This is a genomic window from Tardiphaga sp. GW822-FHT04G09 (assembly GCF_058800725.1).
In genome coordinates this window covers 84,180-110,528 of the sequence record NZ_JBXAMO010000001.1, presented here as the reverse complement: position 1 = coordinate 110,528, position 26,349 = coordinate 84,180, and the positions used below count along the sequence as shown (strand labels likewise).

Genomic DNA, 26,349 nt, shown 5'->3' with positions numbered 1-26,349 from the left:
AGCGATAGGATCATAAAAACATTCAGGGAGACCACCTCATGCCAGCCAGCAAAGTCGCCGTCATCACCGCAGGCGGAAGCGGCATGGGCGCTGCATCGGCGCGCCGCCTCGCAGCCGACGGTTTCAAGGTTGCGATCCTGTCATCGTCCGGCAAGGGAGAAGCGCTTGCGCAGGAGCTCGACGGCATCGGCGTCACGGGCTCAAATCAATCGAACAATGACCTGAAGCGGCTGGTCGATCGCGCGCTGGAGAAATGGGGGCGCATCGATACGCTGGTGAACAGCGCCGGCCATGGTCCCCGCGCACCCATTCTCGATATCACCGACGAGCAGTGGCACACCGGCATGGACGTTTATCTGATGAACGTGATCCGGCCAACGCGGCTGGTGACGCCGCTCATGCAGAAGCAGAAGTCCGGCGCGATCATCAATATCTCCACCGCCTGGGCGTTTGAGCCCTCAGCGATGTTTCCGACATCGGCCGTGTTCCGCGCCGGTCTCGCGGCCTACACAAAGCTGTTCGCCGACAGTTTCGCCGCCGACAATGTGCGCATGAACAACGTGCTGCCCGGCTGGATCGACAGCCTGCCGGCCACTGAAGAGCGACGCCAGAGCGTGCCGATGCAGCGTTACGGCAAGAGCGAGGAGATCGCGGCCACCGTCGCCTTTCTCGCATCCGATGGTGCAGGCTATATCACCGGCCAGAACATCCGCGTCGATGGCGGCATGACGCGATCGGTGTGACGACCCGATCGCGACGGCGCGACTAGACCGCCCCCGTCGCGCCGATCTGCAGCAGCATCGCCTTGGCGATTTCCTGCTCGCCCATGATCACGACATTCGCGCCGTGATGCTTGAGATGCGCGATCTCTTCTTCGGAATGCGCGCGGGCGATGATCGGCAGTGTGGGGCTGAGGGCGCGCGCCTTGGCGACGATCTGGCCCCCCTCGAAGGCATCGGGAATCGCCACCAGCAATCCCTTGGCACCCATGACATTCGCGGCTTGCAGCATGTCGGGCGCCGCGGCATTGCCGGTAATCACTTCCACACCCAGGCTCTGCAGGCGCTCGACGACACCCGGCGTGTCCTCGATCACCAGCAATGGCGTATTATTCAAACGCAGCGCTCTGCTGACCACGCTGCCGACACGGCCATGGCCGACCAGCACGACGTGATCCTTGAGCTGCGTCTCCGGCAACGGGACGCGCGGGACCGCTTTCTCCTTGCTGTCCGCAGCAGCGGCTTCGCTCGCTGCCGCTGCTGCTTTCGCGTCCTTGTCGGCCAGCAAGCGATCGAGCAATGCGAAGAACAGCGGATTGAGCATGATCGAGATGATCGCGCCGGCGAGCACGAGATCGCGACCGCGATCCGGCAGCAGGCCGAGGCCCACACCGAGACTGACGAGAATGAACGAGAATTCGCCGATCTGCGCCAGCGATGCGGAAATCGTCAGCGCCGTGGACGTCGGATAGCCGAACAGCCGCACGATGCCGAAAGCCGCAGCCGATTTGCCGAACAGGATGATGAACACGGTGGCGAGCAGCGGCAGCGGTTCGCGCAGGATGATCGCCGGATCGACCAGCATGCCGACCGAAACGAAAAACAGCACCGCGAACGCGTCACGCAGCGGAAGCGTTTCGTTCGCGGCACGCTGGCTAAGTTCGGATTCGCTGAGGATCATGCCGGCAAAGAAGGCGCCGAGCGCGAAGGAGACGTCGAACACGATAGCCGCACCGAAGGCGACACCGAGCGAGATGGCGAACACCGCCAAGCGAAACAGTTCGCGTGATCCGGTATGCGCCACATAGTGCAGCAGCATCGGGATGACACGGCGGCCGACCACCAGCATGAAGATCACGAAGCCCGCGACCTTGCCGAGCGTGATCAGCACCGGCATCGCAAGTGCTGACATGCCGGCACCGGTGCCCTCGCCTTTCAGCAGACCTGCGATCGCCGGCAGCAGCACCAGCGTCAGCACCATTGCGAGATCCTCGACGATGAGCCAGCCGATGGCGATGCGGCCGCGCTCGCTGTCCACCAGACGTCGTTCCTGCAGCGCGCGAAGCAGCACCACTGTCGAAGCCACCGACAGTGCGAGGCCGAACACCAGGCCGCCCCCGAACGACCAGCCGAGTGCCTCGCCGAGGCCGATGCCGAGCAGCGTCGCCACGGCGATCTGCACGATGGCGCCGGGGATTGCGATATTCCTGACCGAGAGCAGGTCCTTCAGCGAGAAATGCAGGCCGACGCCAAACATCAGCAGGATAATGCCGATTTCCGCGAGTTCATTGGCGATGTTCTGGTCCGCCACGTAACCGGGCGTAAATGGCCCCATCAGCACGCCGGCGAGAAGATATCCAACCAACGGTGAAACGCGAATACGCTGCGCAACCAGACCGAGAATGAAAGCCAGCACGAGGCCGACGACGACTGTCGAAATCAGGGGGGTGTTGTGCTCCATGTCGCTTTTTGCCGCATGGACGCATGGGATGCCAGCCTCCTCAGAGGCTACTCATGGTCGCAGCGTCAACCGGTCACGTCATCGCGAGGTGCACTTGCGTAACGTGGTTGTCAGTCCGGGGCGTGGAAGCATCTTCGCGCCCGCGAATCCGGAATCTCGACATAGTGAATATTTCGGGATTCCCCGCCACTCCAAGCGGAGTGGCTGAGGTTCGCGCCCGCCTAGCCGCGTTCGCGACGCCGGAATGACAAGATCAGGCGCCGATCGCCGCTTCGATGGCCTTCAGCGCTGCATCGGCCTTGGCGCCGTCCGGACCGCCGGCCTGCGCCATATCGGGCCGGCCACCGCCGCCCTTCCCGCCCAGCGCCTCTGAGGCGATCTTCACCAGTTCGACCGCGTTGAAGCGTTTGACGAGATCCTCGGTGACACCGACCACGACGCCGGCCTTACCGTCCTCTGACACATTAACGATAGCAACGACACCGGACCCCAAGCGCTTCTTTCCATCGTCAGCAAGGCTCTTGAGATCCTTCATCTCGATGCCGCTAACGGCGCGCGCAAAAAACTTCACGTCGCCAACGAGCTTCGAACCGTCAGCTTCAATTGTAGGCACGCCGACGGAAACAGTTGCTGAAATTCCCGGAACATTGATCGTGGCACCGCCACCCATAGCAAGCTTCTTCTTCGCCTCCGACAGCTCACGCTCCAGCTTCTTGCGCTCGTCCATCAGCGCGGCGATGCGCGCCGGCATGTCGTCGAGCGTCGTGCGGAGTTCGTTCGCGGCAGTCTTAGCGAGCTGCATCGTCTCATTGGCATGATGACGCGCGTGGTTGCCGGTCAACGCCTCGATACGGCGCACGCCGGATGACACCGCGCTTTCAGCCGTGACCGAGATCATGCCGATATCGCCGGTGCGACGCACATGGGTGCCACCGCAGAGTTCGACCGACCAGCCGAGTGCATTGCTGCCGCTCTCGCGCGGCGCCTTACCCATCGAGACAACGCGGACTTCGTCGCCATATTTCTCGCCGAACAGCGCGCGTGCGCCCGCCTCGCGCGCATCGTCCACCGCCATCAGGCGCGTGGTGACGGCGTCGTTTTCCAGTACGACATTGTTGGCGATGTCCTCGACGCGGCGCAGTTCCTCGGCCGTAATCGGCTTCTGATGGACGAAGTCGAAACGCAGACGATCCGGCGCCACCAGCGAACCGCGCTGGGCGATGTGATCGCCGAGCACCTGACGCAGCGCTTCGTGCAGCAGATGCGTGGCCGAGTGATTGGCGCGGATCGATGAGCGACGGGCGTGGTCAACTTCCAGCGCGAGCGCCGCGCCGGCTTTCAGCGTGCCCTGCTCGACCGTGCCGATATGCACAAACAGATCCCCGGCGCGCTTCTGGGTCTCGGTGACGCGGAACGTGACACCCTCGCCGGTCACCACACCGAGATCGCCGACCTGACCGCCGGACTCCGCATAAAACGGCGTCTGGTTGAGAACGATCGCGCCGGTGTCGCCGGCTTTGAGGCTGTCGACTTCCTTGCCGTCCTTCACCAGTGCGGTGACTGCACCTTCTGCACTTTCGGTCTCGTAACCGAGAAATTCCGTGGCGCCGAGCTTTTCACGCAGGCCGAACCACACGGTCTCGGTCGCAGTGTCACCCGAGCCGGACCATGACGCGCGCGCCTTGGCCTTCTGCTTTTCCATCGCATCGGTGAAGGATGCGATATCGACCGAAATGCCGCGGTTGCGCAGCGCATCCTGGGTCAGATCGAGCGGGAAACCATAGGTGTCATACAGCGTGAATGCGGTCTCGCCGTCGAACATGTCGCCCTTCTTCAGCGACGCGCTCTTGTCGTCGAGAATGCCGAGACCACGATCCAGCGTCTTGCGGAAGCGTGTCTCTTCGAGGCGCAGCGTTTCCTCGATCAGGCTCTCGGCGCGCACCAGCTCCGGATAGGCCTGGCCCATCTCGCGCACCAGCGCCCACACCAAGCGCCACATCAGCGGCTCTTTGGCGCCAAGCAACTGGCCGTGACGCATGGCGCGGCGCATGATCCGGCGCAGCACATAGCCGCGACCTTCATTCGACGGCAGCACGCCGTCGGCAATGAGGAACGACGACGCGCGCAGATGGTCAGCGATGACGCGCAGCGAGGCCTTCATCGGTCCCTGCGGATCGGCGCCGGTGAGATCGGCGATGGCGCGGATCAGCGCGACGAACAGGTCGATGTCGTAATTGTCGTGCTTGCCCTGCAGCACCGCAGCGATGCGCTCGAGGCCCATGCCGGTGTCGATCGACGGCTTCGGCAGCGACACGCGGTTGCCCGGTGCCAGCTGGTCGAACTGCATGAAAACGAGATTCCAGATCTCGATGAAACGGTCGCCGTCTTCATCGGGCGAGCCGGGAGGACCACCGGGAATCTTGTCGCCATGATCGAAGAAGATTTCCGAACACGGGCCGCAGGGGCCGGTATCGCCCATTTGCCAGAAATTGTCCGAGGTCGGGATGCGGATGATCTTGGAATCCGGCAGACCGATTTTCTTCCACAGCGCGAAGGCTTCATCGTCCTCGGAATAGACCGTGACCAGCAGGCGGTCCTTGGCCAGGCCGTATTCCTTGGTGATCAAGTTCCAGGCAAGCTCGATCGCACGTTCCTTGAAATAATCGCCGAACGAGAAGTTGCCGAGCATCTCGAAAAAGGTGTGATGGCGTGCGGTGTAGCCGACATTGTCGAGGTCATTATGCTTGCCGCCGGCGCGCACGCATTTCTGCGACGTGGTGGCGCGCTGATAGGACCGCTTCTCGACGCCGGTAAAGACGTTCTTGAACTGCACCATGCCGGCATTGGTGAACATCAGCGTCGGGTCGTTGCGCGGCACCAGCGGCGACGACGACACGATCTCGTGACCGTTCGCAGCGAAGTAATTCAGAAATGCCGACCTGATCTCGTTAACGCCGCTCATATCAGTCCCATTGCGCCCAATAACTGGCGCCTAAAAATCGCCCACGGCCCAGCCGCCGGCTGATGCCACAACCGGTTGCTTTTAGACCGGCGGCACTAGGCCTGTCCAGAAACTGTGCAAGCGGATCAGGGGCTTGCCGCAACAGCACAGGGCCGTTGATAGGTGCCGCAACCGCGTTGACAGATTCAGGGAACGCATGCTCTTGTGCCGGCGTTAAAAGACGTCACGTCGGGAGAGATCGGCCCCTGTTTGGGTCGGCGCCGAAGGAGCAACCGCCCCGGAAACTCTCAGGCAAAAGGACCGCGTGACAGGTTAGCATCTGGAAAGAGATGCCATACGAGCCCGAATGGGCTGATGGCGTCCGCCGACGGGATAATACTCTCAGGCACAGCGACAGATGGGGCTCGTACAGGCACTCCGGGAATGGTCCCGGGGGAACCGCGAGGACCCGTCATATGTCTGCTGCAGATGCGCTTGCGACCGATAAACCCTCAATTTTGAAACAAACGCCGCTGCATGCCCTCCACATCGCCCGTGGCGGCAAGATGGTGCCGTTCGCCGGCTATGACATGCCGGTTCAATACGCCACCGGCGTGCTGAAGGAGCACCTTCACACCCGTGCTGCTGCCGGCCTGTTCGACGTCTCGCATATGGGTCAGATGACCCTGCGGGCGAAGTCCGGGAAACTCGAAGACGCCGCTCTCGCACTTGAGAAACTGGTGCCGATGGACATCCTGGCGCTGGCACCCGGCCGCCAGCGTTATGCTCAGTTCACCAATGCGGCCGGCGGCATTCTCGACGACCTGATGGTGGCGAATTTCGGCGATCACCTGTTTCTGGTCGTCAACGCCGCCTGCAAGGATGAAGACGAGGCGCATCTGCGCACGCATCTCTCGGACAGCTGCATCATCGAGACCCTGCCCGACCGCGCACTGATCGCCCTGCAAGGGCCAAAGGCCGCGGATGTGCTGGCAAAATTCTGTCCCGAAGCACCTGCGATGAAGTTCATGGATGCCGGTCCGCATCAGGTGAACGGTATCGCCTGTTTCGTCTCGCGCTCCGGCTATACGGGTGAAGACGGCTACGAGATCTCGATCCCGAACGATCAGGCTGAAGCCCTCACCTCTGCTTTGCTCGATCATCCTGACGTGCTGCCAATCGGCCTCGGCGCCCGCGACAGCCTGCGGCTCGAAGCCGGGCTTTGTCTGTATGGCCATGACATCGACACCACGACCACGCCGGTCGAAGGCGGGTTGAACTGGTCGATCCAGAAGAGCCGCCGCACCGGCGGCGCTCGCGCCGGCGGCTTCCTCGGCAGCGACAAGATCCTTGCCCAGCTCGATGGCGGCGCACCGCGCAAGCGGATCGGCCTGCTGCCCGAAGGCCGCGCCCCCGTGCGCGAAGGCGTCCTGCTGTTCGCGGACGCCACCTCCACCGAATCCATCGGCAGCGTCACCTCCGGCGGCTTCGGCCCCAGCCTCGGCGCGCCAATTGCAATGGGCTATCTGCCCAGCGCGCAGGCAGCCGACGGCACCACCGTTTTCGCCGAACTGCGCGGCCAGCGCATGCCGATGAAAGTGTCGCCCATGCCCTTCGTCCCCCACAGCTACAAGCGTTGAGGAACTGACCCATGACCACCCTGTACACCGAAGACCACGAATGGCTCCAGATTGACGGCGACGTCGTCACCGTCGGCATCACCGATTACGCACAGTCGCAGCTCGGCGACGTCGTGTTCGTCGAACTGCCGAAGGTGGGCCGCGCGCTCAAGAAGGCCGAAGCCGCCGCCGTTGTCGAATCGGTCAAGGCCGCCTCCGACGTCTATGCCCCGATCACCGGTGAGGTTGTCGCGATCAACGACGCACTCGCCGCCGAACCGGCGCTGGTGAATTCCGATGCCGACGGCAAGGCGTGGTTCTTCAAGCTCAAACTCGCCGACAAGAGCGAGCTTGATGGCCTGATGGATGCCGACGCCTACAAAGCCCACACCGCCTAGTCGTCATGCCCGGCGAATGCCGGGCATCCACGTCTTGGCCACAGGCGAAGACGTGGGGGCCCGGGACAAGCCTGGCCATCACACGAGCTTCTGAAATTCGTTCGAGGAACAACAGATGACCCTGAACAAATCTTCCGGTGACGTCGCCACCGATTTCGTCCGCCGCCATATCGGCCCTTCGCAAGCCGATATTCGTGTGATGCTTGAAACAGTCGGCGCGAAAAGCCTGTCCGCGCTGATGGGTGAGACGCTGCCTGCCTCGATCCGCCAGAAGACGCCGCTCGATCTCGGCCGCGCGCTCAGCGAAACGGAGGCGCTGGCACATATGACCGAGATGGCAGCCAAGAACGCGGTGTTCATCTCGCTGATCGGCCAGGGTTATTCCGGCACGGTTCTGCCGACAGTGATCCAGCGCAACATCCTGGAGAACCCGGCCTGGTACACGGCCTATACGCCGTATCAGCCCGAGATCAGTCAGGGCCGGCTCGAGGCGCTGTTCAACTTCCAGACCATGATTTGCGACCTCACCGGTCTCGACGTCGCCAATGCATCGCTGCTCGATGAAGCGACCGCCGCTGCTGAAGCCATGGCACTGGCCGAGCGCGCCTCAAACGTTCAGACCAAGACCTTCTTCGTCGATCATGAAGTTCATCCGCAGACCCTCGCGGTGCTACGCACCCGCGCCGAGCCGCTCGGCTGGAAGCTTCAGGTCGGCAATCCGCTCACTGACCTCGACAAAGCCGATGTGTTCGGCGCGATCCTGCAATATCCCGGCACGACGGGCACTGTGCGCGATTTCAAGCCGGCCATCGCTGCCCTTAAAGCAAAGGGCGCGCTCGCCGTCGTCGCCGCCGACCTCTTGGCGCTGACGCTGCTGGCCTCGCCGGGCGAACTCGGCGCAGACATCGCGATCGGCTCGGCGCAGCGCTTCGGCGTGCCGATGGGATACGGCGGTCCGCATGCCGGCTACATGTCGGTACGCGACGCGATCAAGCGCTCGATCCCGGGCCGCCTCGTCGGCCTCTCCATCGATTCCCGCGGCGAGCCCGCCTATCGTCTGGCGCTGCAGACCCGCGAACAGCATATCCGCCGCGAAAAGGCGACGTCGAATATCTGCACCGCGCAGGTGCTGCTCGCCGTTATTGCCTCGATGTATGCGGTCTATCACGGCCCCGAGGGCCTCAAGCACATCGCGCGCGCGGTGCATCGCCGGACGCTGGTGCTGGCCGCTGGTCTCAAGAAAGTCGGCTTCGCGCCGGAGAGCGAAGCATTCTTCGACACCATCACTGTGACCGTCGGCGACAAGCGCGACGGAATCATCGCTGCCGCTCAGGCCGAGAAGATCAATCTCCGCATCGGTGACGGCACCATTGGCATCGCGCTGGACGAGACCACGACGCCGGAAACCGTGGAAGCCATCTGGCGCGCCTTCGGCGGCAAGCTCAGCTATTCCGATATCGAACACGACTTCAGCGACGCCCTGCCGGCTTCGCTGAAGCGCAGCTCGGCCTTTCTCACCCATCCGGTCTTCCACAGCCATCGCTCGGAAACCGAACTGCTGCGCTATATGCGCAAACTCTCGGACCGCGATCTCGCGCTCGACCGTGCGATGATCCCGCTCGGCTCCTGCACCATGAAGCTGAACGCCACCACCGAGATGATCCCGCTGACCTGGCCGGGTTTCGGCAGCCTGCATCCGTTCGTGCCCAGCGAACAGGCCGCCGGCTATCACCAGTTGTTCAAGACGCTGGAAAAATGGTTGTGCGACATCACCGGCTACGACGCCGTGTCGCTGCAGCCGAATTCCGGTGCGCAGGGCGAATATGCCGGTCTGCTTGCGATCCGCGCCTATCACGCCGCGCGCGGCGACAGCCACCGCAACATCTGCCTGATCCCGTCATCGGCTCACGGAACCAATCCTGCCTCGGCCAGCATGGTTGGCATGGATGTCGTCGTGGTCGCCTGCGACAAGCGCGGCGACGTCGATGTCAACGACCTGCGCGTCAAGGCAGAGAAGCACGCCGCCAATCTCGCCGCGATCATGATCACCTATCCGTCGACCCATGGCGTGTTCGAGGAGCATATCCGCGAGATCTGCGAGATCGTTCATGCCAATGGCGGTCAGGTCTATCTCGACGGCGCCAACATGAATGCGCAGGTCGGCCTGTCGCGCCCCGGCGACTACGGCGCGGACGTCAGCCATCTCAACCTGCACAAGACCTTCTGCATCCCGCATGGCGGCGGCGGTCCCGGCATGGGCCCAATCGGCGTCAAGGCGCACCTGGCGCCCTATCTGCCCGGTCATCCCTCGGCCAATGGCGATGCGCCGGTCGGGCCGGTCTCGGCCGCGCCCTATGGTTCGGCGTCGATCCTGACGATCTCCTATATCTACATCCTGATGATGGGCGGCGCAGGCCTGACCTCGGCCACCGAGCTTGCAATCCTCAATGCGAACTACATCGCCACGCGACTGCATCCGCATTTCCCGGTGCTGTATCGCAACGAGAAGGGACGCGTGGCGCATGAATGCATCATCGATCCGCGCGCATTGAAGACGTCCGCTGGCGTCACCGTGGACGATATCGCCAAGCGGCTGATCGACTACGGCTTCCATGCGCCAACCATGAGCTTCCCCGTCGTGGGGACGCTGATGATCGAGCCGACAGAGTCGGAATCGAAACTCGAACTCGATCGGTTCTGCGAGGCGATGATTGCGATCCGCAAGGAGATCTCCGATATCGAGTGCGGCCGCTGGACCGTCGAGGCATCGCCGCTACGTCATGCGCCGCATACGGTGCACGATATCGCCGAGGACGACTGGAAGCGCGCTTACACCCGCGCGGAAGGCTGTTTCCCGGCCGGCACCTCACGCACCGACAAATACTGGTGCCCGGTCGGCCGCGTCGACAACGTGTATGGCGACCGCAACCTGGTGTGCTCATGCCCGCCGATGGAAGACTACGCACAGGCAGCAGAGTAACAATAAAAAAGCCACCCGCGATCAATCGCGGGTGGCTTGATTTTGACGTCGATCAAGCCGCCAGCGTGGTCTCGACCAGCTTCACCCAATAGGACGTGCCGTAGACGATCGCGTCATCGTTGAAGTTATAGGCGGGGTGATGCAGCCCGGCGCTGTCGCCGTTGCCGCAGAAGATGAAGGCGCCGGGGCGCGCTTCCAGCATATAGGCAAAGTCCTCCGCGCCCATCACCGGCGGCATGTCCACATTGACCTTCTCCGCACCGGAGATCTCGCTGGCGACACGCACCGCCATGTCGGTCTCGGCGCGGTGATTGACCACGACGGGATAGCCGCGGTCATAATCAAGCACGATCTTGGCGCCGGTCTGCTGCGCTACGCCGTTGACGACCTCGTTCATGCGCTTTTCCATGAGATCGCGCACCTCGGAGTTCAATGTCCGCACAGTACCGCGCAATTCAGCGGTCCCCGGAATGACGTTGCTCGCATGGCCGGCATGGAATTCGCAGATCGACAGCACCGCGGATTCCAGCGGATTGACGGTGCGGGAGACGATCGTCTGCAGCGCCATCACGAGCTGCGAGCCGACCAGCACGGAATCGATGGTCTTGTGCGGATAGGCCGCATGGCCGCCCTTGCCCTCGATCTGGATCGAGATGCGATCCATCGCCGCCATGATCGGGCCGGGACGCAGCGCGAAGGAGCCGACGGGCATGCCGGGATTGTTGTGCATGCCGTAGACCTGATCGATCTTGAAACGATCCATCAGTCCGTCCTTGATCATCGCCGCAGCGCCGGCACCGCCCTCTTCGGCCGGCTGGAAGATGACGACGGCATCGCCGGCGAAGTTGCGGGTCTCCGCGAGATATTGCGCCGCGCCCAGCAGCATCGACGTGTGCCCATCGTGACCGCAGGCATGCATCTTGCCGGGGGTCTTCGAGGCGTAAGGCAGGTTGGTCTCTTCCTCGATCGGCAGCGCGTCCATGTCGGCGCGCAGCCCGATCACCTTGTGTTCGCCGGAAGCCGGCTTTCGCCCCTTGATGACGCCAACGACACCGGTTCGTCCTAGGCCCGTCACAACTTCGTCGCAGCCGAATTCCTTCAGCCGTTCCGCCACGAAGCCCGCAGTCCGGTGCACGTCATACATCAGCTCGGGATGAGCATGCAGATCACGGCGCCAGGCCATGATTTCCGGTTGCAGATCGGCGACGCGATTGATGATGGGCATGGTCAGGTCTCGATGCAGTGGGACGGCGATATCCCTGTCTAGCATGTCGCGTGCCAACGGCCCACCCCACCGGCCCCACCCCGCGCTGTACAGACGCCCCCGGCCCCGTTAATCCCTTTGAGCACGGCGGATGAGACCGTGAATGGATGCGGCAGGGAAACGATGGCGACACGGCTTGAGGGTGATTTCGACTATATCGTGGTCGGTGCGGGTACCGCCGGTTGCATCGTCGCCAATCGCCTCTCGGCAGATCCCGGCAAGCGCGTCCTCGTCCTGGAGGCCGGCGGCAACGACAACTGGATCTGGTTTCACATTCCGGTCGGCTACCTTTTCGCCATCGGCAATCCCCGCTCCGACTGGATGTTCCGCACCGAGCCGGAGCCCGGCCTCAATGGCCGCGCACTGGCCTATCCGCGCGGCAAGGTGATCGGCGGCTCCTCGGCGATCAATGCCATGATCTCGATGCGCGGCCAGGCGGCCGACTACGATCACTGGCGACAGCTAGGCCTCAATGGCTGGGGCTATGACGATGTGCTCCCGGCGTTCAAGAAACTGGAAGATCATTTCCTCGGCGCCAGCGAACATCACGGCGCGGGTGGCGGCTGGCGTATCGAAGAACCTCGGCTATCGTGGGAAGTGCTCGACGCCGTCGGCAATGCCGCCGCCGAAATGGGCATTCGCAAGACCGCCGATTTCAACACCGGCGACAATGAAGGTATTGGCTATTTCCACGTCAACCAGAAGCGCGGCCGCCGCTGGTCGTCGGCCCGTGGCTTCCTCAAGCCAGCACTGAACCGCCCTAATCTGCGCCTCGAAACCAAGGTGATGGTCGACCGCCTGATCGTCGAGAACGGCCGCGCGGTCGGCGTGCGTTTCATCCAGAACGGCCAGGAAATCGAGGCGCGCGCCAAGGGCGAAGTCATCCTTTGTGCCGGCGCGGTCGGCTCGCCGCATCTGTTGCAGCGCTCTGGCATAGGACCGGCGGAGTGGTTGTCCGCCGCCGGTGTCGACGTCACACTTGACCGTCAGGGCGTCGGTCGCAACCTGCAGGATCACCTGCAGCAACGCGCGATCTACAAGGTCTCCGGCGTGCGCACGCTGAACGAGACCTATTACAATCTGTTCCGTCGTGGCTGGATGGGCATCGATTACGTGCTGCGCCGACGCGGCCCGCTCACCATGGCGCCATCACAGCTTGGCATCTTCACGCGCTCCGATCCCCATCGCGAACGCGCAAATATCCAGTTTCACGTGCAGCCGCTGTCGCTCGACAAATTCGGCGATCCGCTGCATCGCTTTCCGGCGATCACCATCGCTGCCTGCAATCTGCAGCCAACATCGCGCGGCGAGATCAAGCTGCGCTCGGCGAAGCCCGATGACGCACCGGCAATTGCTCCGCACTATCTCTCGACGGACGACGACCGTCAGGTTGCTGCCGATGCAATCCGCGTCACGCGCAGGCTGATGAAGCAGAAGACGCTTGCCGCCTATCATCCCGAGGAATATCTGCCGGGGCCCTCTGTTGGCGACGATGCGGAGTCGCTGGCCAAGGCCGCCGGCGATATCGGCACCACCATCTTCCATCCCGTCGGGACCGCGAAAATGGGCACGGCCTCGGACCCGATGGCCGTAGTGGACGAGCGGCTGCGCTTTTTCGGGATCGCCGGACTGCGGGTCGTGGACGCCTCGGTGATGCCGACGATCACGTCGGGCAATACCAATACGCCAACCGCCATGATCGCGGAAAAAGGCGCGTCGATGATCATCACGGATTCGCGATAATCGCATTTCGCGGGAATAAACATCGGCCATCTCCGATCCAGTCCCCATAGCCCAATCCAGGGCGATGGAGATTGGCGATGAGTGCATTCGATCACGATCACTCCCAGGACGACCCGAGGCTGAGCCGCCGAAAGGTACTGGAATGCATGACCTGGGCCGGCACCGGCGTGCTCTGGAGCATCGCCGGCGGTGTCCCGCACGCGCTTGGCCTGGTCGATTCAGCACGAGCGGCGGAGCCTACCGGTCTGACATTCCTGCAGATCAGCGACAGCCATATCGGCTTCGACAAGCCCGCCAATCCCAACGCCATCGGCACGCTTGAGGAAGCCATCAGCCGGATCAAAGCCATTCCGGTGAAGCCGTCGTTCATGATCCATACCGGCGATATCAGCCACCTCTCCAAGGCCTCCGAATTCGATGATGCCGACCGCATCATCTCGCAAGCGCGGCTCGATGTGCATTACGTCCCGGGGGAACATGATTTCATCGACGAGGAGGTCAAGCTCTACCGCGAGCGCTACGGACGCGGCACCAAGGGCTCAGGCTGGTATTCCTTCGACGCAAGCGGCGTACACTTCATCGGGCTAGTGAACGTCGTCGATCTCAAGGCCGGCGGCCTTGGAAACCTCGGCGCCGAACAACTCGCATGGCTGGAAGACGACCTGCGGGGCCGGTCGAAATCCACGCCGATCGTGGTGTTTGCGCATATTCCGCTCTGGACGGTCTATCCGACCTGGGGATGGGGCACCGAAGACGGCGCGCGGGCGCTGGATTACCTCAAGGGCTTCGGCTCCGTCACGGTGCTGAACGGCCATATCCATCAGGTGATGCAGAAAGTGGAAGGTAACGTCACGTTCCACACCGCACGCTCAACCGCGTTTCCACAACCTGCACCGGGCACAGCGCCTTCGCCCGGCCCCATGAAGGTGGCCGACGACAAATTACGCGGCCTGCTGGGCATCGCCAGCATCATCTTCAAACCCGGCGATGAACGCCTCGCCATCATAGACACCCCGTTGCAGGGCTAGGACATCGCAACATGACATCCTTCGCCTTACGCAACATCTGCATCCGTCTCGCCATTTTTGCCGTCGTGGCCTCCTGCATGACGGCGGCGCACTGCGAAGACTTCATGGTGACGATCGACAACTTCACCTTCGAGCCGGCACAACTCACCATCAAGGTCGGCACGACCGTCACCTGGAAGAACCGGGACGATATCCCGCATACCGTGGTCTCAGCCGGCAAATTCAGGTCGAAACCACTCGACACAGACGATAGCTACTCCTTCACGTTCACGTCACCGGGTGACTACAAGTATTTTTGCTCGCTACATCCGCATATGACGGGGATGATCAAGGTTGAGTAGCAGCCAAAACCAAGGCATCACAACGATGCCCGGCCTCTGGAAACCCAGCAGCCGGGCATCGGCCGGCAAGGACAAGTCGATGCCAGCTCACAGACCCGACGACGATGGCGAGAGAACGCGTCGTTTCCGCGAGGCCGCGCTCCCATGCCTCGACGACGTCTATACGCTGGCCCGCTATCTGCTGCGCGATGCCGACGCCGCCGAAGACGCCGTACAGGAGTGCTATCTGCGCGCGCTGAAACATTTCGACAGCTATCGTGGCCCCGCCATCAAACCATGGCTGTTCGCCATTCTGCGCAATATCTGCCAGGCGGAGTTCGCCCGCCGCGCGAACTCGCCAACCGCGATCGCCGAAATCGCCGAGGCAGAGTCGCAGGAAGCGACACCGCTCTGGCATGAGACACAGGCTTCGCCGGAAGCGGAGCTGCTCCGGCGTCGCGATGCCACCACGATCCAGCGCCTGGTGAGCACACTCGCCGAGCCTTTCAGGGAAATCCTGGTGCTGCGAGAAATGCAGAACCTGTCTTACCGCGAAATCTCCGACATCGTCGGCGCGCCCATCGGCACCGTAATGTCCCGCCTCGCCCGTGCGCGCGCGATGCTCCGCACCGCGTGGATGGCTGAAGAGGAGCCGCACAAATGACCTGCGACGAGGCCGAGATCCTTCTTCACGCATTGCTCGACGGCGAACTCGACGCCGGGCATGCCCGTGAGGTCGAGGCGCACATTGCCACCTGCGAGCGCTGCGCCGCCCAATTGAAAGCCTATCGCGACATGCGATCCGCAATGGCCGCCAGCGATCTGCACTTTACGGCGCCTCCACAGCTACGTCGGCGCATCGAAGCGGCACTCCCGAAGGCACGCACACCAGATCGTCGCGCGGTGCTGAAAGGCTTCGCGATGGGATCAGTGTTGTCCGCCGTTGCTGCGACCGGTCTCGTCGTGGTCGTGCTTCGCCATGAAGACGAGCAGCGTATTCTGTCCGATGTGGTGTCGGCGCATCTGCGCGCGCTGCAGGCCGGGCACCTCACCGACGTGCTCTCCACCGATCGGCACACGGTGAAGCCATGGTTCAACGGCCGGCTTGACATGGCGCCACCGGTTGTCGATCTCACCACGCAGGGTTTCACGCTCATCGGCGGGCGGCTTGATTATGTTAATGGACGAACCATCGGCGCCATCGTCTACCGGCGGCGCACCCACGTGATCAATCTGTTCGTTGCACAGACGACAAATGCGGAGCCACGCGTAGCCAAGATCGAGACCGTTCAGGGCTTCAGCATTCGCCATTGGAGCGAGCGCGGCCTGACTTACTGGGCAGTCAGCGATCTGAACGCCGACGAACTTGCTGATTTTGGCAGCAAGTTCGAACTTGCGATGGGAGCGAGCTGAAACCTAGGCCGACTTCCGCACGGCGTTATCAACCAGCGTCTTGCCGAGCGACCAGATCGCGCCGGGCACGCGGTGGCTGTCGGCGATCACCGTGTCGAACGATTTTGTGATCCACTTGCAGTCGTCTTCGTTGATCGTCAACGGCGGCAACAGCTTAATGGTGTGGCTGCCGTGACCGGAGACCTGGGTAAGGATCTTCTGTTCCTTGAACAGCGGCACCGTGATGAGCTGGCAGAACAAACCCTTGTTGGCCGACTCCAGAATATTCCAGGACGCCTTGAGACGCAGCGATTTCGGCGGTCCGAATTCGATACCGATCATCAGGCCCTTGCCGCGCACTTCCTTGAGCAGCTCGAAGCCGGGGATCATATTTTGCAAAGCGAGGCGCAGCTCGGCACCGCGCTTGGCAGAATTCTCGACCAGCTTCTCGTGCTTCATGATCTCCAGCGTGGCGATCCCGGCGGCCATCGCCAGATCGTTCTTGCCGAAGGTCGACCCATGGACCAGCGAACGGTCCATGCGATTGAATATCTTGTCGAAGATGGATTTGCGCGTCAGCAGCGCTCCGACAGGAACGTGGCCTCCTGACAGAGCCTTTGCGAGAAGGATCATGTCGGGTTCGACATTCCAGTGTTCGATCGCGAGAAACTTTCCAGTGCGCCCGAGGCCCGTCTGGATTTCATCGGCAATGAACAGCGTGCCGTATTTCCGGCACAGCGCTGCCGCGCCCGACAGGAATTCATCCGTGGGCATGTTGACGCCCTTGCCCTGGATCGGTTCGACGATGAAGCCGGCGACCTGCTTCGACGACAACGCCTTCTCAAGCGCTTCGAGGTCATTGAACGGCACTGTGGTGCAGTCCGACAGCAGCGGACCGAAGCCCGTGCGGAAATTGGTGTCGTCGGTCAGCGACAGCGCGCCGTAGGTCAGTCCGTGATAGGCGTGATCGCAATAAACGATTCCATTACGCCCCGTCGCGTTACGTGCAAACTTGATCGCAGCCTCAACGGTTTCTGCACCGGAATTCGCGAAAAACACCTTGTCCATATATGGGACGTTTTCCAGCAGCTTCTCGGAGAGAATACCTGCGAGTGTAGAGACGTCCATTTGCACCAGATTGGGCATATCGGCGTCGAGCACGCTTTTGAGCGCATTCCGCATGACCGGATGGTTCCGGCCAATCGCAAAAACGCCAAATCCGCTCAGTAGATCGAGATAGCGGGCGCCGTCCCGGTCGAACAAATACTGGCCGGTGCCACGCTGGAAGCCAACGTCATACCCGATGGTCTTGAGGACTCGAACGAGCTGTTCATTGAGGTGGCGCGTATGCATCGAGCTACGCTGCGCCTCCCGTTCAACAAACATCTCGGAAACGTCTAGATTCGGATATACCATGAGCTACATACGTCGGTTGATGGTCGTTTCGTCAACTGAAAACCGTAAATGCGGCGATTTGACTTCGCCGAGAACCGCTACTTAAGCATAGGTCTAAACATGTTGCAGCGCCCACGCATTACTACGCGCAGTCTTACATATTGCGGAATCCTTTTTTCAGCAGGCTTGCTTTCGGCAGGGCTGTCACCCGCATTTGCAGCAGACCCGACCGGCGACTGGCAAGTCGAAGATGGCGTCGCCCACATCCGTGTTGCCGAATGCGGCGGCAGCATGTGGGGTGCCGTAGCCTGGGAAAAGACCCCCGGCGGCATCGATAAGAACAACCCCGATGCCACCAAGAAGACGCGCCCCACTTTGGGCATCGTGACCTTGATCGACATGAAGAAGAATGCCGCAAACGACAAATGGGCGGGGCAGGTTTACAACGCCAAGGACGGAAAATTCTATAAATCGACGATCAAACTCGGTGACACCCCTGACGAACTCGAAATCGAAGGCTGTGTCCTTGGTTTCCTGTGCGGCGGCCAGACCTGGACGCGCGTAGGCCCGTCGATTCCGTCGAGCCCCTCGAACCTCACCGCCAAGGGCGCCCTACCCAAGGCGGGCGCTGCCACCGGTGCCAAAATGGCCCCTGCGACTGGTCCGACGGTTTCTGCCGCTACCCCCAAGGCCGCACCGGCTCCTGCTGCCGGGACTCCCAAGGCCGCGGCTCCTGCCGGTCAGAAAACCGCGACAGCGACAGCGACCGCACCGGGACAGCCGGCCGATATCGGCGATATCTGCCTGCTGCCCGAGATCAACAAGGTCACTCATTAGGCTCGCGCGGCTTACCCATCAGCGCCGGCTGGAACAGCAGCACGGCCGCCAGCGTTACGACGAAGGACATCGCGAGCAGTTTACCCATGCTCGCGGTGCCCGGATGGTTCGACAGCCACAGGCTGCCGAACGCCGTAGCTGTCGTCAGCGCGCTGAAGAAAATCGCGCGTGTCAGCGATGACTGCAGCAAGTTCTTGTAGCCTGCCCGCCAGGCCGTCACGTAATAAATCTTGAACGCCACGCCGACGCCGAGTAGCAGCGGCAACGCGATGATATTGGCGAAGTTCAGCGGCAGGCCGATCAACACGCAGATTTCCAGCGTGACCGTTCCCGCCACCAGCAAGGGAACGATCGTCAGCAACACGTCGCTGATGCGCCGCAAGGCCAACCACAGCAGCAGCGAGATCGAAATCAGCGCCCAAAGCCCCGCATGAATGAAGGCGGTGACAATGGTGTCGCCCGACTTCAGGATCGAGATCGGACCGCCAACGGCGAGCGGCTCGGACTTCAGCACGACATCGGCGAACTTGCGCAACGTGTCGTTATCGTTCGGATCGCCATTGGGCTGCGCCTCGACGCGGATCTGGCCATCCTTGGTCTTCCACGAATTCACCAGTTCGGATGGCAAGGTCTGCAAACTGATCGGGCTCGCCTGCAACAGATTACGCAACTGCCCCAGCGCGAGCTTGAGCGGCACCACAAAGGTCGCCTGCACCTGATCGCGCACCGGTTGGCTGGCCTCAGCGGTCTTGGCCAATGCATCGGCCAGACGCTTGGCGGCGACGGCACCGGGGCTCGTCTGCGTTCCAGCAAGCTTGCGCAGGCTTGCCGCCGAATCCTTGAGCGACGTGACGTTTTCGGCATCGGTCGGCGCCTTGTCGATCGACTCCGGATTCAAGGCCGGCTCAAGAATCTTCGCGCCCTCCTGGATTGCCTTTAGCTTGGCTGGCTGATCCTCAGGCACGAAACTATCGAGCGAAATCGTACGAGCGACTTCCGGCAGCTTGGAGAGACGCTCCTCGACCTGTTTCGCAGCGGCCTCGTTCGGTGTCATGACGTTGACGGCATTGGCGCCGGTGTTCGGATCCTTGCGCAGATCGAGGAAAGTCGCGATCGACTCGACGTTCGGATTGCGCAGGTTGATCGGATTGAAGTCGAACTTCAGGAAGTAGAGCAACGGCAGACCGGCGATCGTGAGCGCCAGTGTGATGCCGATGATCCAGAAGCGTTTCTCTTCCAGGAAGCGGTCGACAGGCGCCAGGAACGCATAACCAACGGGCTCCTTTTCACCTGCGGGATTCAAGAGGTCGAGCAGTGCCGGCAGAACGGTGATGCTGGTCAGGAACGCGATCATCATGCCGGCGCCGGCGATCTTGCCGAGTTCGGATACGCCTTTGTAATCGGTCGGCAGGAACGACAGAAAACCGGCAGCCGTTGCGAAAGCGGCGAGCGACAGCGGCACTGCGCAATATTCGGCGGCCTTCGTCAAAGCCATCGGCAGGTTGTCATTCTTGTATCGCTCCGAGCGGTAACGCACGCTGAACTGGATGCCGAAGTCGACGCCGAGGCCGACGAACAACACGGCAAATGCAATCGACAGCAAATTCAGTGAACCAACCATCATGAGGCCGACGGCGGTGGTTGTGGCAAGGCCAACGAACAGCGTTGCGAAGACGGCGCCGATGATCTTGGCGGAGTGCAGCGCCATCCAGAGGATGACCAGCACGATCAGAACCGTACCGATACCATTGACGACGGCACCATCCTGCACAGTGGAGAATTCTTCGTTTGCGATGGGGACCGGGCCGGTCAACCGTACGCGTGCGCCATATTCGCCAGCGATGTTCAGGTCGATGGCAGCCTGCCGGATCGCATCGGTGGCGGTCTTTCCGGGCTCAAGCGCGTTGAAGTCGAGGATAGGCTTGATCTCGATGAAGCCACGCTTGTCGCCATCGGTCAGAGGCTTGTCGCTGACCAGCCCGCGCCATGAGAAGGTGCCCTTGCCGTTTTTCAGGACGTCCTCGATGGTCTGCGAGACGGCGTTGAAGGTCGGTGCTGCCGCGTCGAGCTGAATCTGCCCGCGGCGAATGCCGGTGAGGCCGGTCTCCAGCGCGCCGGTAAGACCGCGCAGACTGGGATCGCCGGCCATGATTTCAATCAGGGGAGCAGCTTGCTGGAACTGGCCCGTCAGTTGCGCAACCTCCTTTGTCGGAAGGAACAGCAGGCCGTTTTTCTCGAAGAAAGCACCGCCATCGAGTCGGCGAACTGAGTCGAAGTCCGTTTTATTGGTGACCAGCTTCGCTTCCATCGCATTGGCTGCGGCATTGGCAAATTCAGGCGTAGGCGCCTCAACCACCGCGATGATCAGGCGCTCCTGATCGAAGGCCTTGTCGAAGGCAATATCGCGCTGACGCCAATCGAGACTGGGCGAGATCAGCTTGTTGATGTCTGTATTGATCGAGAAATTCTTCGCCGTGTAATAGCTCGCGCCAATCGAAAGAAGCAGACAAGCGAGCACCACCGGCAGGGCAAACCGGGTGCAGAAGTTCACGATCGAGACGACAACTCTTGTCAGCACGCTTTTTCTTTCTATTTGGACGAGGCTCGCGAAGAATGCAGTTCACGTGGGAGTGTTCCGCAAACCATTACTTTCGCACTGGATGCGCTTTGCTTTCAGCAATGTGATGGGATGGCATAAAACGTGCTGATCACCGTAGCAACGGACGTGTTAGCGATGCCTCGTGGCGCCGTAAAGTGACGAACAAGTGAGAGTTTTCAGGTTCTTGTGGCGCAACCGCAAAATATTACCGCAATCCGGCCAGTCGTCGCAAACCACGTTTTCGGTTCGTGATTGCACACTGGGTGATTTTTGTCACACAGAACAGCTCAAATATCCAGCCGGGCTGGATATGTGCCTGATTATGGTACAGAATTAGCGATTATACCGGAATCGATTATGGACTTTGTACCACGTGCTTGACTGTCGTCCCCTTGAAATCTTTCTGGCTCAGCCGCGCGGCTTCTGCGCGGGCGTCGTGCGCGCTATCGAGATCGTCGAGCGTGCTCTCGAGCGCTATGGAGCGCCAGTCTATGTCCGCCATGAGATCGTCCATAACAAATACGTGGTCGAGAGCCTGAAGGCCAAGGGCGCCATCTTCGTCGAGGAACTCTCTGAAGTGCCTCCGAACGCCATGACCATCTTCAGCGCCCATGGCGTCGCGCGGAGCGTCGAGGAGGAAGCGGCGGCCCGTGGCCTGCCTGTTCTGGATGCAACTTGTCCGCTTGTTACCAAGGTTCACAACCAGGGGAAGCGGTACATGTCCAAGGGCCGCAAGGTCATTCTGATCGGCCACGCCGGCCATCCGGAGGTCGACGGTACCATGGGACAGGTGCCTGGCCCGGTTTACCTTGTTCAGAGCGTTGAGGACGTCAAGGCCCTGACCCTGTCACCGCAGGAACCGGTCGCCTATATCACCCAGACGACTCTCAGCGTGGATGACACCAAGGACATCATTTTGGCCCTGGAACAGCGTTTCAGCAACATTGAGGGCCCTGATACCCGCGATATCTGCTATGCAACACAAAACCGCCAATCTGCGGTAAGAGAGCTCAGCAAACTCGTGGACGTCATTCTGGTCGTCGGGGCGACCAACAGTTCCAACTCGAACCGGTTGCGCGAAATCGGCACCGAAGTCGGCGTCGCGAGTTACCTCATTGCCGATGGCAGCGAACTCAACCCTGCCTGGTTGAAGGATGCGCGTGCCGTGGGCATCACGGCTGGCGCTTCCGCACCAGAAGTGCTTGTAGATGACGTGATCGAGACCTTGCGGCGGATCGGACCGGTTGCGGTGTCGGTGTTGCCCGGACGTGAAGAGACTATCGAATTCAAGCTACCCGCCGAACTGACCGCGGTTTGATCCACCTTCGTCACGATGTGATGCGCAGAGAGAAAATACGAAATGGCCATTCCATTCTTTAAAGAAATGAAAATCGGCTCCTATCTGTTGAAGAAGAAGCTGACCGGCCAGAAGCGCTATCCGCTCGTGCTGATGCTGGAACCCCTCTTCCGCTGCAACCTGGCCTGCGTCGGCTGCGGCAAGATCGACTATCCGAACGCCATTCTGAATCGCCGCATGTCGGCGCAGGAATGCTGGGATGCGGCTGATGAATGCGGCGCGCCGATGGTTGCGATTCCGGGCGGCGAGCCGCTGATCCACAAGGAGATCGGCGAGATCGTGCGCGGCCTGGTCGAGCGCAAGAAGTTCGTCTCGCTCTGCACCAATGCGCTACTGCTCGAGAAGAAGCTCGATCTGTTCACGCCGTCGCCCTATCTGTTCTTCTCCGTGCATCTCGACGGCCTCAAGGATCACCACGACAAGGCTGTGTCCCAGGAAGGCGTGTTCGACAAGGCCGTCTCCGCGATCAAGGCCGCCAAGGCCAAGGGCTTTGCCGTCAACGTCAACGCGACAATCTTCGACGGCCATGCCGCCGAGGACATTGCGAAGTTTTTGGACTTCACCGTGGAGCTCGGCGTCGGCGTCTCGATGTCGCCCGGTTATGCCTATGAGCGCGCGCCGGACCAGGAGCACTTCCTGAACCGCACCAAGACCAAGAAGCTGTTCCGCGACGTCTTTGCGCTCGGCAAGGGCAAGAAGTGGAACATCATGCATTCCGGCCTGTTCCTGGACTTCCTCGCCGGCAACCAGGAATACGAGTGCAAGCCGTGGGGCATGCCCGCGCGCAACATCTTCGGCTGGCAGAAGCCCTGCTACCTGCTCGGTGAAGGCTACACCAAGACCTTCAAGGAATTGATGGACACCACCGATTGGGACACCTACGGCACCGGCAAATACGAGAAGTGTGCTGACTGTATGGCCCATTGCGGCTACGAGCCGACCGCCGCGGACGAAGCCATCAGCAACCCGTTCAAGGCCATGTGGGTGGCGATGCGCGGCGTGAAGACTTCGGGTCCGATGGCGCCGGAAATCGACCTCACCAAGCAGCGCCCGGCGCAGTACGTGTTCTCGTCGGAAGTTCAGAAGCGCCTGTCGGACATCCGCAAGGAAGAAGCTGTCGCCGCTGCCGCCAAGGCAGAGGAAAAGGCGCAGAAGGCTTCGACAGCCGCCTGAGCGATTTCAAGCTGAATATAAAAAGGGCGCGATGCAAATCGCGCCCTTTTTCATGGAAAGATTGAATGCGCGAGACGCCCGGCAAACGCCGCCAGAGCGGCGCTCAGACGTCCGCGGAAACGAGGTTGGTGTGACCCAGCAGATAGCTGCGGCAGTCGCGCAGGCTGCGTAGCGCACGATTGAAGTCGCGCCCGGTCGAAACCAGCGCCCGGATCACCAGCGGATTGCGGGCGATGCCGCGCAGCACCTTGCGCATGTCGATGTCGCCGTTCGGCTTGATCGCCGTGGTGGCGATTTCCGGCAGCGCACGGCTGGCGGGATCGCTGACCACGCGGAGTGCGGCAAACGGCAAACCGGCCTTGGCGGCGAACTCGGCTGCGATGTGGCTTTCCATATCGACGGCAGCTGCTCCGAATTCCGAGCGCAGCGCGGCCTTGCCGGCCTGTCCGGTGATGACTTTCTCGACACCGACGAGACCGCCGCGAAACACCTTCTGGCGACCGACGCCGGCACCGGCGATCAATTCGTCGCTCAGCGCTTCAGAAGCAGACCAGCGGCTCATGCCGGCCACCACTTCCGTGGCCACAACGACAGCACCTGATTTGAGATCGGGGTCGAGGCCGCCGGCTACGCCGAAGCTGACCACGCCGCGGACGGCGCCGGGATCGAAGTCTGCCAGCAGGCTACGGAGCTGGACCGGGTCGCTTGAGCTGCAGATGACAGTCATTCCCGGTCCGGCAGCGATCTTCGCTTCCTGGACCAGTCCCGTGACGATCAATACCGGCCGGCGGTCGATTGCGTCGCCCGCGGTCGAAATGCCCCCATCGCCCAAAATCACATCCCAACCCCTACGGTCTTGCTGTTGGTGCTCTTCAAATTCCGGAACCGCGCCAACGCCCAGAGCGGGAAGAATTTCGAGTAGCCATGATAACGCAGATAAAACACCCGGGGGAAGCCGGTAGCCGTGTAACGGGCCTCGTCCCAGAGTCCTTTTTCCGTCTGTGTGTCCATCAGGTACCGGGTTCCACGGGCGACAGCCGGATTATCGACCTCGCCTGCAGCCATCAGGGCGAGCAAGGCCCATGCCGTTTGCGATGACGTGCTGGGTGCCGCCTCGAATCCCTTGTAATCGAGTCGGTAGCTGACCGCATCTTCGCCCCAGCCGCCGTCCTCGTTCTGGATCGACAGCAGCCAGGCCACCGCCTTGCGGAACGCCGGATCCTGATGGTCGATCCCAACAGCGTTGAGCGCGCACAGCACCGACCAGGTGCCGTAGATGTAGTTCAGGCCCCAGCGGCCATACCATGAGCCCTCGGCGAGCTGGGTGCGGCGCAGATATTCCACGCCGTCCGCCAGCGGCTTTGAGGTCTCGACGGTATCGCCAAGCTGCGCCAGCATCGAGACGCAACGCGCGGTGACGTCCTCGGTCGGCGGATCGAGCAGCGCGCCGTGGTCCGAGAACGGGATGTTGTTGAGGTAGTATTCGAGGTTATCGACCTCGAACGCCGCGAAGCCGCCATCACTGCTCTGCATGCCCAGGATCCACTCCCGGCCGCGATCGAGCGCGACGTCGTATTCCTTGCCGCCGGTCTGGCGGCGGGCGCGATCCATAGCCATCATCACCACGGCCGTGTCGTCGAGATCCGGATAGTGCGCGTTGTTGTACTGGAACGCCCAGCCGCCCGGACGCAAATCCGGGCGCTTCACCGCCCAGTCGCCCTTCACGTCGAGCACCTGCTTGGTCGCCAGCCAGTCGAGACCCTCTTTGGCCGGACCGAACGCCTCATCGCCGCCGGTCTCCAGCATCGCATGCGCGGTCAGCGCGGTGTCCCACACCGGCGATACGCAGGGCTGGCAATAGGCTTCGACCTCGCCGACAATCAGAAGCTTGTCGATACCACGGCGCTGGACGGCGCGCGGCGGATAGTCGGCCGGGAAGCCGAGCACTTCATACATCATGACCATATTGGCCATCGGCGGATAGATCGCGCCGAGACCGTCTTCGCCATTCAGACGCTCTTCGCAGAACTCAACCGCCTTGGCGATTGAATGCGCGCGCAGCTTCTTCGGAAAATATGGCTCGGCAGCGCGGAGCAGAATGTCGATGCCGGTGAAGAATGCGAACATCGCGCGGCTCTGATGCGGCGCGCGTTTAATGCCGCCGACCTTGGACGGATCTTCCAGGAACAGCTCGTCGAGGCCGACGCCCTTCTTGTTCTGCGCGCGCGGCTTCAACGCCGCGAGCACCATGAGCGGCACGATGGTGGTGCGCGCCCAATAGGACATCTTGTTGAGGTGGAACGGAAACCACATCGGCAGCAGCATGATCTCGACCGGCAGCACCGGCGTGGCGCGCCATGGGATGATGCCGAACATCGCGAGCAGGAAGCGCGTGAAGACGTTGACGTTGACGGCGCCACCACGCGAACGGATCGCCTCGCGGGCACGAACCATATGCGGCGCGTCGGTCGAATCGCCGATCATCTTCAACGCGAAATACACTTTCACGCTGGCGCTCATGTCGAAGTCGCCGTCATGCACCAGCGCCCAGCCGCCGTGCTTGCCCTGGGTGCGGCGAAGATAGTTGGCTATCTTGCCTTCGAGTTCCGCATCGACGGGCTCGCCGAGATAGTGCCGCAACAACACGTATTCTGACGGGATCGTGCCGTCGGCTTCGAGCTCAAATACCCAATGGCCGTCAGGCTGCCGGAACTTCAGCAGGCCCTGCTTCGCCGAAGCGATGCTCGTCTCGAGCGCCGCGTTCTGAATTGTGATCTCTGGACTGACCGAATGCATCTCGCTCGCCATATCTCCGTACTCGTCGTGAATGATCGTCCGCCTGC

The 26,349-nt window shown here is 61.8% G+C and carries 19 protein-coding genes and 1 riboswitch; of the genes, 12 read left to right on the top strand and 7 right to left on the bottom strand.

Annotated features, from left to right (window positions below; genetic code table 11):
* The first annotated feature begins 38 nt into the window (after nucleotides 1-38).
* Nucleotides 39-743 (top strand): SDR family oxidoreductase, encoded by a 705-nt coding sequence (locus tag AC1RLZ_RS00430; protein ID WP_493187035.1) that lies wholly within the window; start codon nucleotides 39-41, stop codon nucleotides 741-743.
* Nucleotides 744-765: 22 nt separating this feature from the next.
* Here the strand turns inward: AC1RLZ_RS00430 and ybaL are convergent, their stop codons facing one another.
* Both ybaL and alaS read right to left on the bottom strand, forming a co-directional pair.
* Complete coding sequence (gene ybaL / locus AC1RLZ_RS00425) at nucleotides 766-2,460, bottom strand: YbaL family putative K(+) efflux transporter (protein WP_493187034.1); 1,695 nt, start codon at nucleotides 2,458-2,460, stop codon at nucleotides 766-768.
* A gap of 253 nt (nucleotides 2,461-2,713) precedes the next feature.
* On the bottom strand, nucleotides 2,714-5,422 hold the full coding sequence (gene alaS, locus AC1RLZ_RS00420; protein ID WP_493187033.1) for an alanine--tRNA ligase: 2,709 nt from the start codon (nucleotides 5,420-5,422) through the stop codon (nucleotides 2,714-2,716).
* Nucleotides 5,423-5,640: 218 nt separating this feature from the next.
* Nucleotides 5,641-5,735, top strand: a riboswitch (glycine riboswitch).
* 142 nt (nucleotides 5,736-5,877) lie between these two features.
* On the opposite strand from alaS, the gene gcvT reads away from it, so the two are divergent.
* From gcvT to gcvP, 3 genes are all read left to right on the top strand, one after another.
* Nucleotides 5,878-7,041: a glycine cleavage system aminomethyltransferase GcvT gene (gene gcvT, locus AC1RLZ_RS00415; RefSeq protein ID WP_493187032.1), complete on the top strand. Its 1,164-nt coding sequence runs from the start codon at nucleotides 5,878-5,880 to the stop codon at nucleotides 7,039-7,041.
* Nucleotides 7,042-7,052: 11 nt separating this feature from the next.
* On the top strand, nucleotides 7,053-7,418 hold the full coding sequence (gcvH, locus tag AC1RLZ_RS00410) for a glycine cleavage system protein GcvH (RefSeq protein WP_371419918.1): 366 nt from the start codon (nucleotides 7,053-7,055) through the stop codon (nucleotides 7,416-7,418).
* 115 nt (nucleotides 7,419-7,533) lie between these two features.
* Nucleotides 7,534-10,398 (top strand): aminomethyl-transferring glycine dehydrogenase, encoded by a 2,865-nt coding sequence (gene gcvP, locus AC1RLZ_RS00405; protein ID WP_493187031.1) that lies wholly within the window; start codon nucleotides 7,534-7,536, stop codon nucleotides 10,396-10,398.
* A 52-nt stretch (nucleotides 10,399-10,450) separates the two neighbouring features.
* On the opposite strand, the gene AC1RLZ_RS00400 is transcribed toward gcvP, so the two are convergent.
* Nucleotides 10,451-11,623: a M20 aminoacylase family protein gene (locus AC1RLZ_RS00400; RefSeq protein WP_493187030.1), complete on the bottom strand. Its 1,173-nt coding sequence runs from the start codon at nucleotides 11,621-11,623 to the stop codon at nucleotides 10,451-10,453.
* Nucleotides 11,624-11,785: 162 nt separating this feature from the next.
* On the opposite strand from AC1RLZ_RS00400, the gene AC1RLZ_RS00395 reads away from it, so the two are divergent.
* From AC1RLZ_RS00395 to AC1RLZ_RS00375, 5 genes are all read left to right on the top strand, one after another.
* Nucleotides 11,786-13,405, top strand: coding sequence for a GMC family oxidoreductase (locus AC1RLZ_RS00395; protein ID WP_493187029.1), 1,620 nt, complete (start codon nucleotides 11,786-11,788; stop codon nucleotides 13,403-13,405).
* 77 nt (nucleotides 13,406-13,482) lie between these two features.
* Nucleotides 13,483-14,433 carry a metallophosphoesterase family protein gene (locus AC1RLZ_RS00390; protein WP_493187028.1) on the top strand — a complete coding sequence of 317 codons (951 nt, stop codon included), beginning with the start codon at nucleotides 13,483-13,485 and terminating at the stop codon, nucleotides 14,431-14,433.
* 11 nt (nucleotides 14,434-14,444) lie between these two features.
* Nucleotides 14,445-14,774 (top strand): cupredoxin domain-containing protein, encoded by a 330-nt coding sequence (locus AC1RLZ_RS00385; RefSeq protein WP_493187027.1) that lies wholly within the window; start codon nucleotides 14,445-14,447, stop codon nucleotides 14,772-14,774.
* 79 nt (nucleotides 14,775-14,853) lie between these two features.
* Nucleotides 14,854-15,417, top strand: a complete 564-nt coding sequence (locus AC1RLZ_RS00380) for a sigma-70 family RNA polymerase sigma factor (RefSeq protein ID WP_493187026.1) — start codon at nucleotides 14,854-14,856, stop codon at nucleotides 15,415-15,417.
* Nucleotides 15,414-16,166 (top strand): anti-sigma factor family protein, encoded by a 753-nt coding sequence (locus AC1RLZ_RS00375; protein ID WP_493187025.1) that lies wholly within the window; start codon nucleotides 15,414-15,416, stop codon nucleotides 16,164-16,166. Before AC1RLZ_RS00380 ends, AC1RLZ_RS00375 begins: the two co-directional genes overlap by 4 nt.
* A 3-nt stretch (nucleotides 16,167-16,169) precedes the next feature.
* On the opposite strand, the gene hpnO is transcribed toward AC1RLZ_RS00375, so the two are convergent.
* Nucleotides 16,170-17,561, bottom strand: coding sequence for an aminobacteriohopanetriol synthase HpnO (hpnO, locus tag AC1RLZ_RS00370; RefSeq protein ID WP_493187024.1), 1,392 nt, complete (start codon nucleotides 17,559-17,561; stop codon nucleotides 16,170-16,172).
* Between the two features lie 99 nt (nucleotides 17,562-17,660).
* Here hpnO and AC1RLZ_RS00365 point away from each other — a divergent pair, with 99 nt between their 5' ends.
* Complete coding sequence (locus AC1RLZ_RS00365; protein ID WP_493187511.1) at nucleotides 17,661-18,377, top strand: DUF2147 domain-containing protein; 717 nt, start codon at nucleotides 17,661-17,663, stop codon at nucleotides 18,375-18,377.
* Here the strand turns inward: AC1RLZ_RS00365 and hpnN are convergent.
* The gene (gene hpnN, locus AC1RLZ_RS00360) at nucleotides 18,367-20,955 is read right to left on the bottom strand and encodes a hopanoid transporter HpnN (protein ID WP_493187023.1); all 2,589 of its coding nucleotides are present in this window, start codon (nucleotides 20,953-20,955) and stop codon (nucleotides 18,367-18,369) included. The two genes, AC1RLZ_RS00365 and hpnN, sit on opposite strands and share 11 nt — an antisense overlap.
* 394 nt (nucleotides 20,956-21,349) lie before the next feature.
* Here hpnN and ispH point away from each other — a divergent pair, with 394 nt between their 5' ends.
* Together ispH and hpnH are read left to right on the top strand one after the other, a co-directional pair.
* Nucleotides 21,350-22,294, top strand: a complete 945-nt coding sequence (gene ispH, locus AC1RLZ_RS00355; RefSeq protein ID WP_493187510.1) for a 4-hydroxy-3-methylbut-2-enyl diphosphate reductase — start codon at nucleotides 21,350-21,352, stop codon at nucleotides 22,292-22,294.
* 42 nt (nucleotides 22,295-22,336) lie between these two features.
* Entirely contained in the window at nucleotides 22,337-23,506 is a 1,170-nt protein-coding gene (gene hpnH, locus AC1RLZ_RS00350) for an adenosyl-hopene transferase HpnH (RefSeq protein ID WP_371419929.1), read from the top strand.
* A gap of 103 nt (nucleotides 23,507-23,609) precedes the next feature.
* On the opposite strand, the gene AC1RLZ_RS00345 is transcribed toward hpnH, so the two are convergent.
* Entirely contained in the window at nucleotides 23,610-24,344 is a 735-nt protein-coding gene (locus AC1RLZ_RS00345; protein ID WP_493187022.1) for a phosphorylase, read from the bottom strand.
* The gene (shc, locus tag AC1RLZ_RS00340; protein ID WP_371419931.1) at nucleotides 24,341-26,314 is read right to left on the bottom strand and encodes a squalene--hopene cyclase; all 1,974 of its coding nucleotides are present in this window, start codon (nucleotides 26,312-26,314) and stop codon (nucleotides 24,341-24,343) included. The genes AC1RLZ_RS00345 and shc overlap by 4 nt, the downstream gene beginning before the upstream one ends.
* Nucleotides 26,315-26,349: the final 35 nt, after the last annotated feature.

Bases quoted from the DNA above. Each gene is read 5' to 3' on its own strand.
- AC1RLZ_RS00385 (WP_493187027.1), top strand. From the start codon at position 14,445: ATGACATCCTTCGCCTTACGCAACATCTGCATCCGTCTCGCCATTTTT.
- AC1RLZ_RS00400 (WP_493187030.1), bottom strand. From the start codon at position 11,623: ATGCCCATCATCAATCGCGTCGCCGATCTGCAACCGGAAATCATGGCC.
- gcvP (WP_493187031.1), top strand. From the start codon at position 7,534: ATGACCCTGAACAAATCTTCCGGTGACGTCGCCACCGATTTCGTCCGC.
- gcvH (WP_371419918.1), top strand. From the start codon at position 7,053: ATGACCACCCTGTACACCGAAGACCACGAATGGCTCCAGATTGACGGC.
- AC1RLZ_RS00395 (WP_493187029.1), top strand. From the start codon at position 11,786: ATGGCGACACGGCTTGAGGGTGATTTCGACTATATCGTGGTCGGTGCG.
- gcvT (WP_493187032.1), top strand. From the start codon at position 5,878: ATGTCTGCTGCAGATGCGCTTGCGACCGATAAACCCTCAATTTTGAAA.
- AC1RLZ_RS00390 (WP_493187028.1), top strand. From the start codon at position 13,483: ATGAGTGCATTCGATCACGATCACTCCCAGGACGACCCGAGGCTGAGC.
- AC1RLZ_RS00430 (WP_493187035.1), top strand. From the start codon at position 39: ATGCCAGCCAGCAAAGTCGCCGTCATCACCGCAGGCGGAAGCGGCATG.
- AC1RLZ_RS00380 (WP_493187026.1), top strand. From the start codon at position 14,854: ATGCCAGCTCACAGACCCGACGACGATGGCGAGAGAACGCGTCGTTTC.
- hpnH (WP_371419929.1), top strand. From the start codon at position 22,337: ATGGCCATTCCATTCTTTAAAGAAATGAAAATCGGCTCCTATCTGTTG.
- AC1RLZ_RS00375 (WP_493187025.1), top strand. From the start codon at position 15,414: ATGACCTGCGACGAGGCCGAGATCCTTCTTCACGCATTGCTCGACGGC.
- shc (WP_371419931.1), bottom strand. From the start codon at position 26,314: ATGGCGAGCGAGATGCATTCGGTCAGTCCAGAGATCACAATTCAGAAC.
- alaS (WP_493187033.1), bottom strand. From the start codon at position 5,422: ATGAGCGGCGTTAACGAGATCAGGTCGGCATTTCTGAATTACTTCGCT.
- ybaL (WP_493187034.1), bottom strand. From the start codon at position 2,460: ATGGAGCACAACACCCCCCTGATTTCGACAGTCGTCGTCGGCCTCGTG.
- AC1RLZ_RS00365 (WP_493187511.1), top strand. From the start codon at position 17,661: ATGTTGCAGCGCCCACGCATTACTACGCGCAGTCTTACATATTGCGGA.
- hpnO (WP_493187024.1), bottom strand. From the start codon at position 17,561: ATGGTATATCCGAATCTAGACGTTTCCGAGATGTTTGTTGAACGGGAG.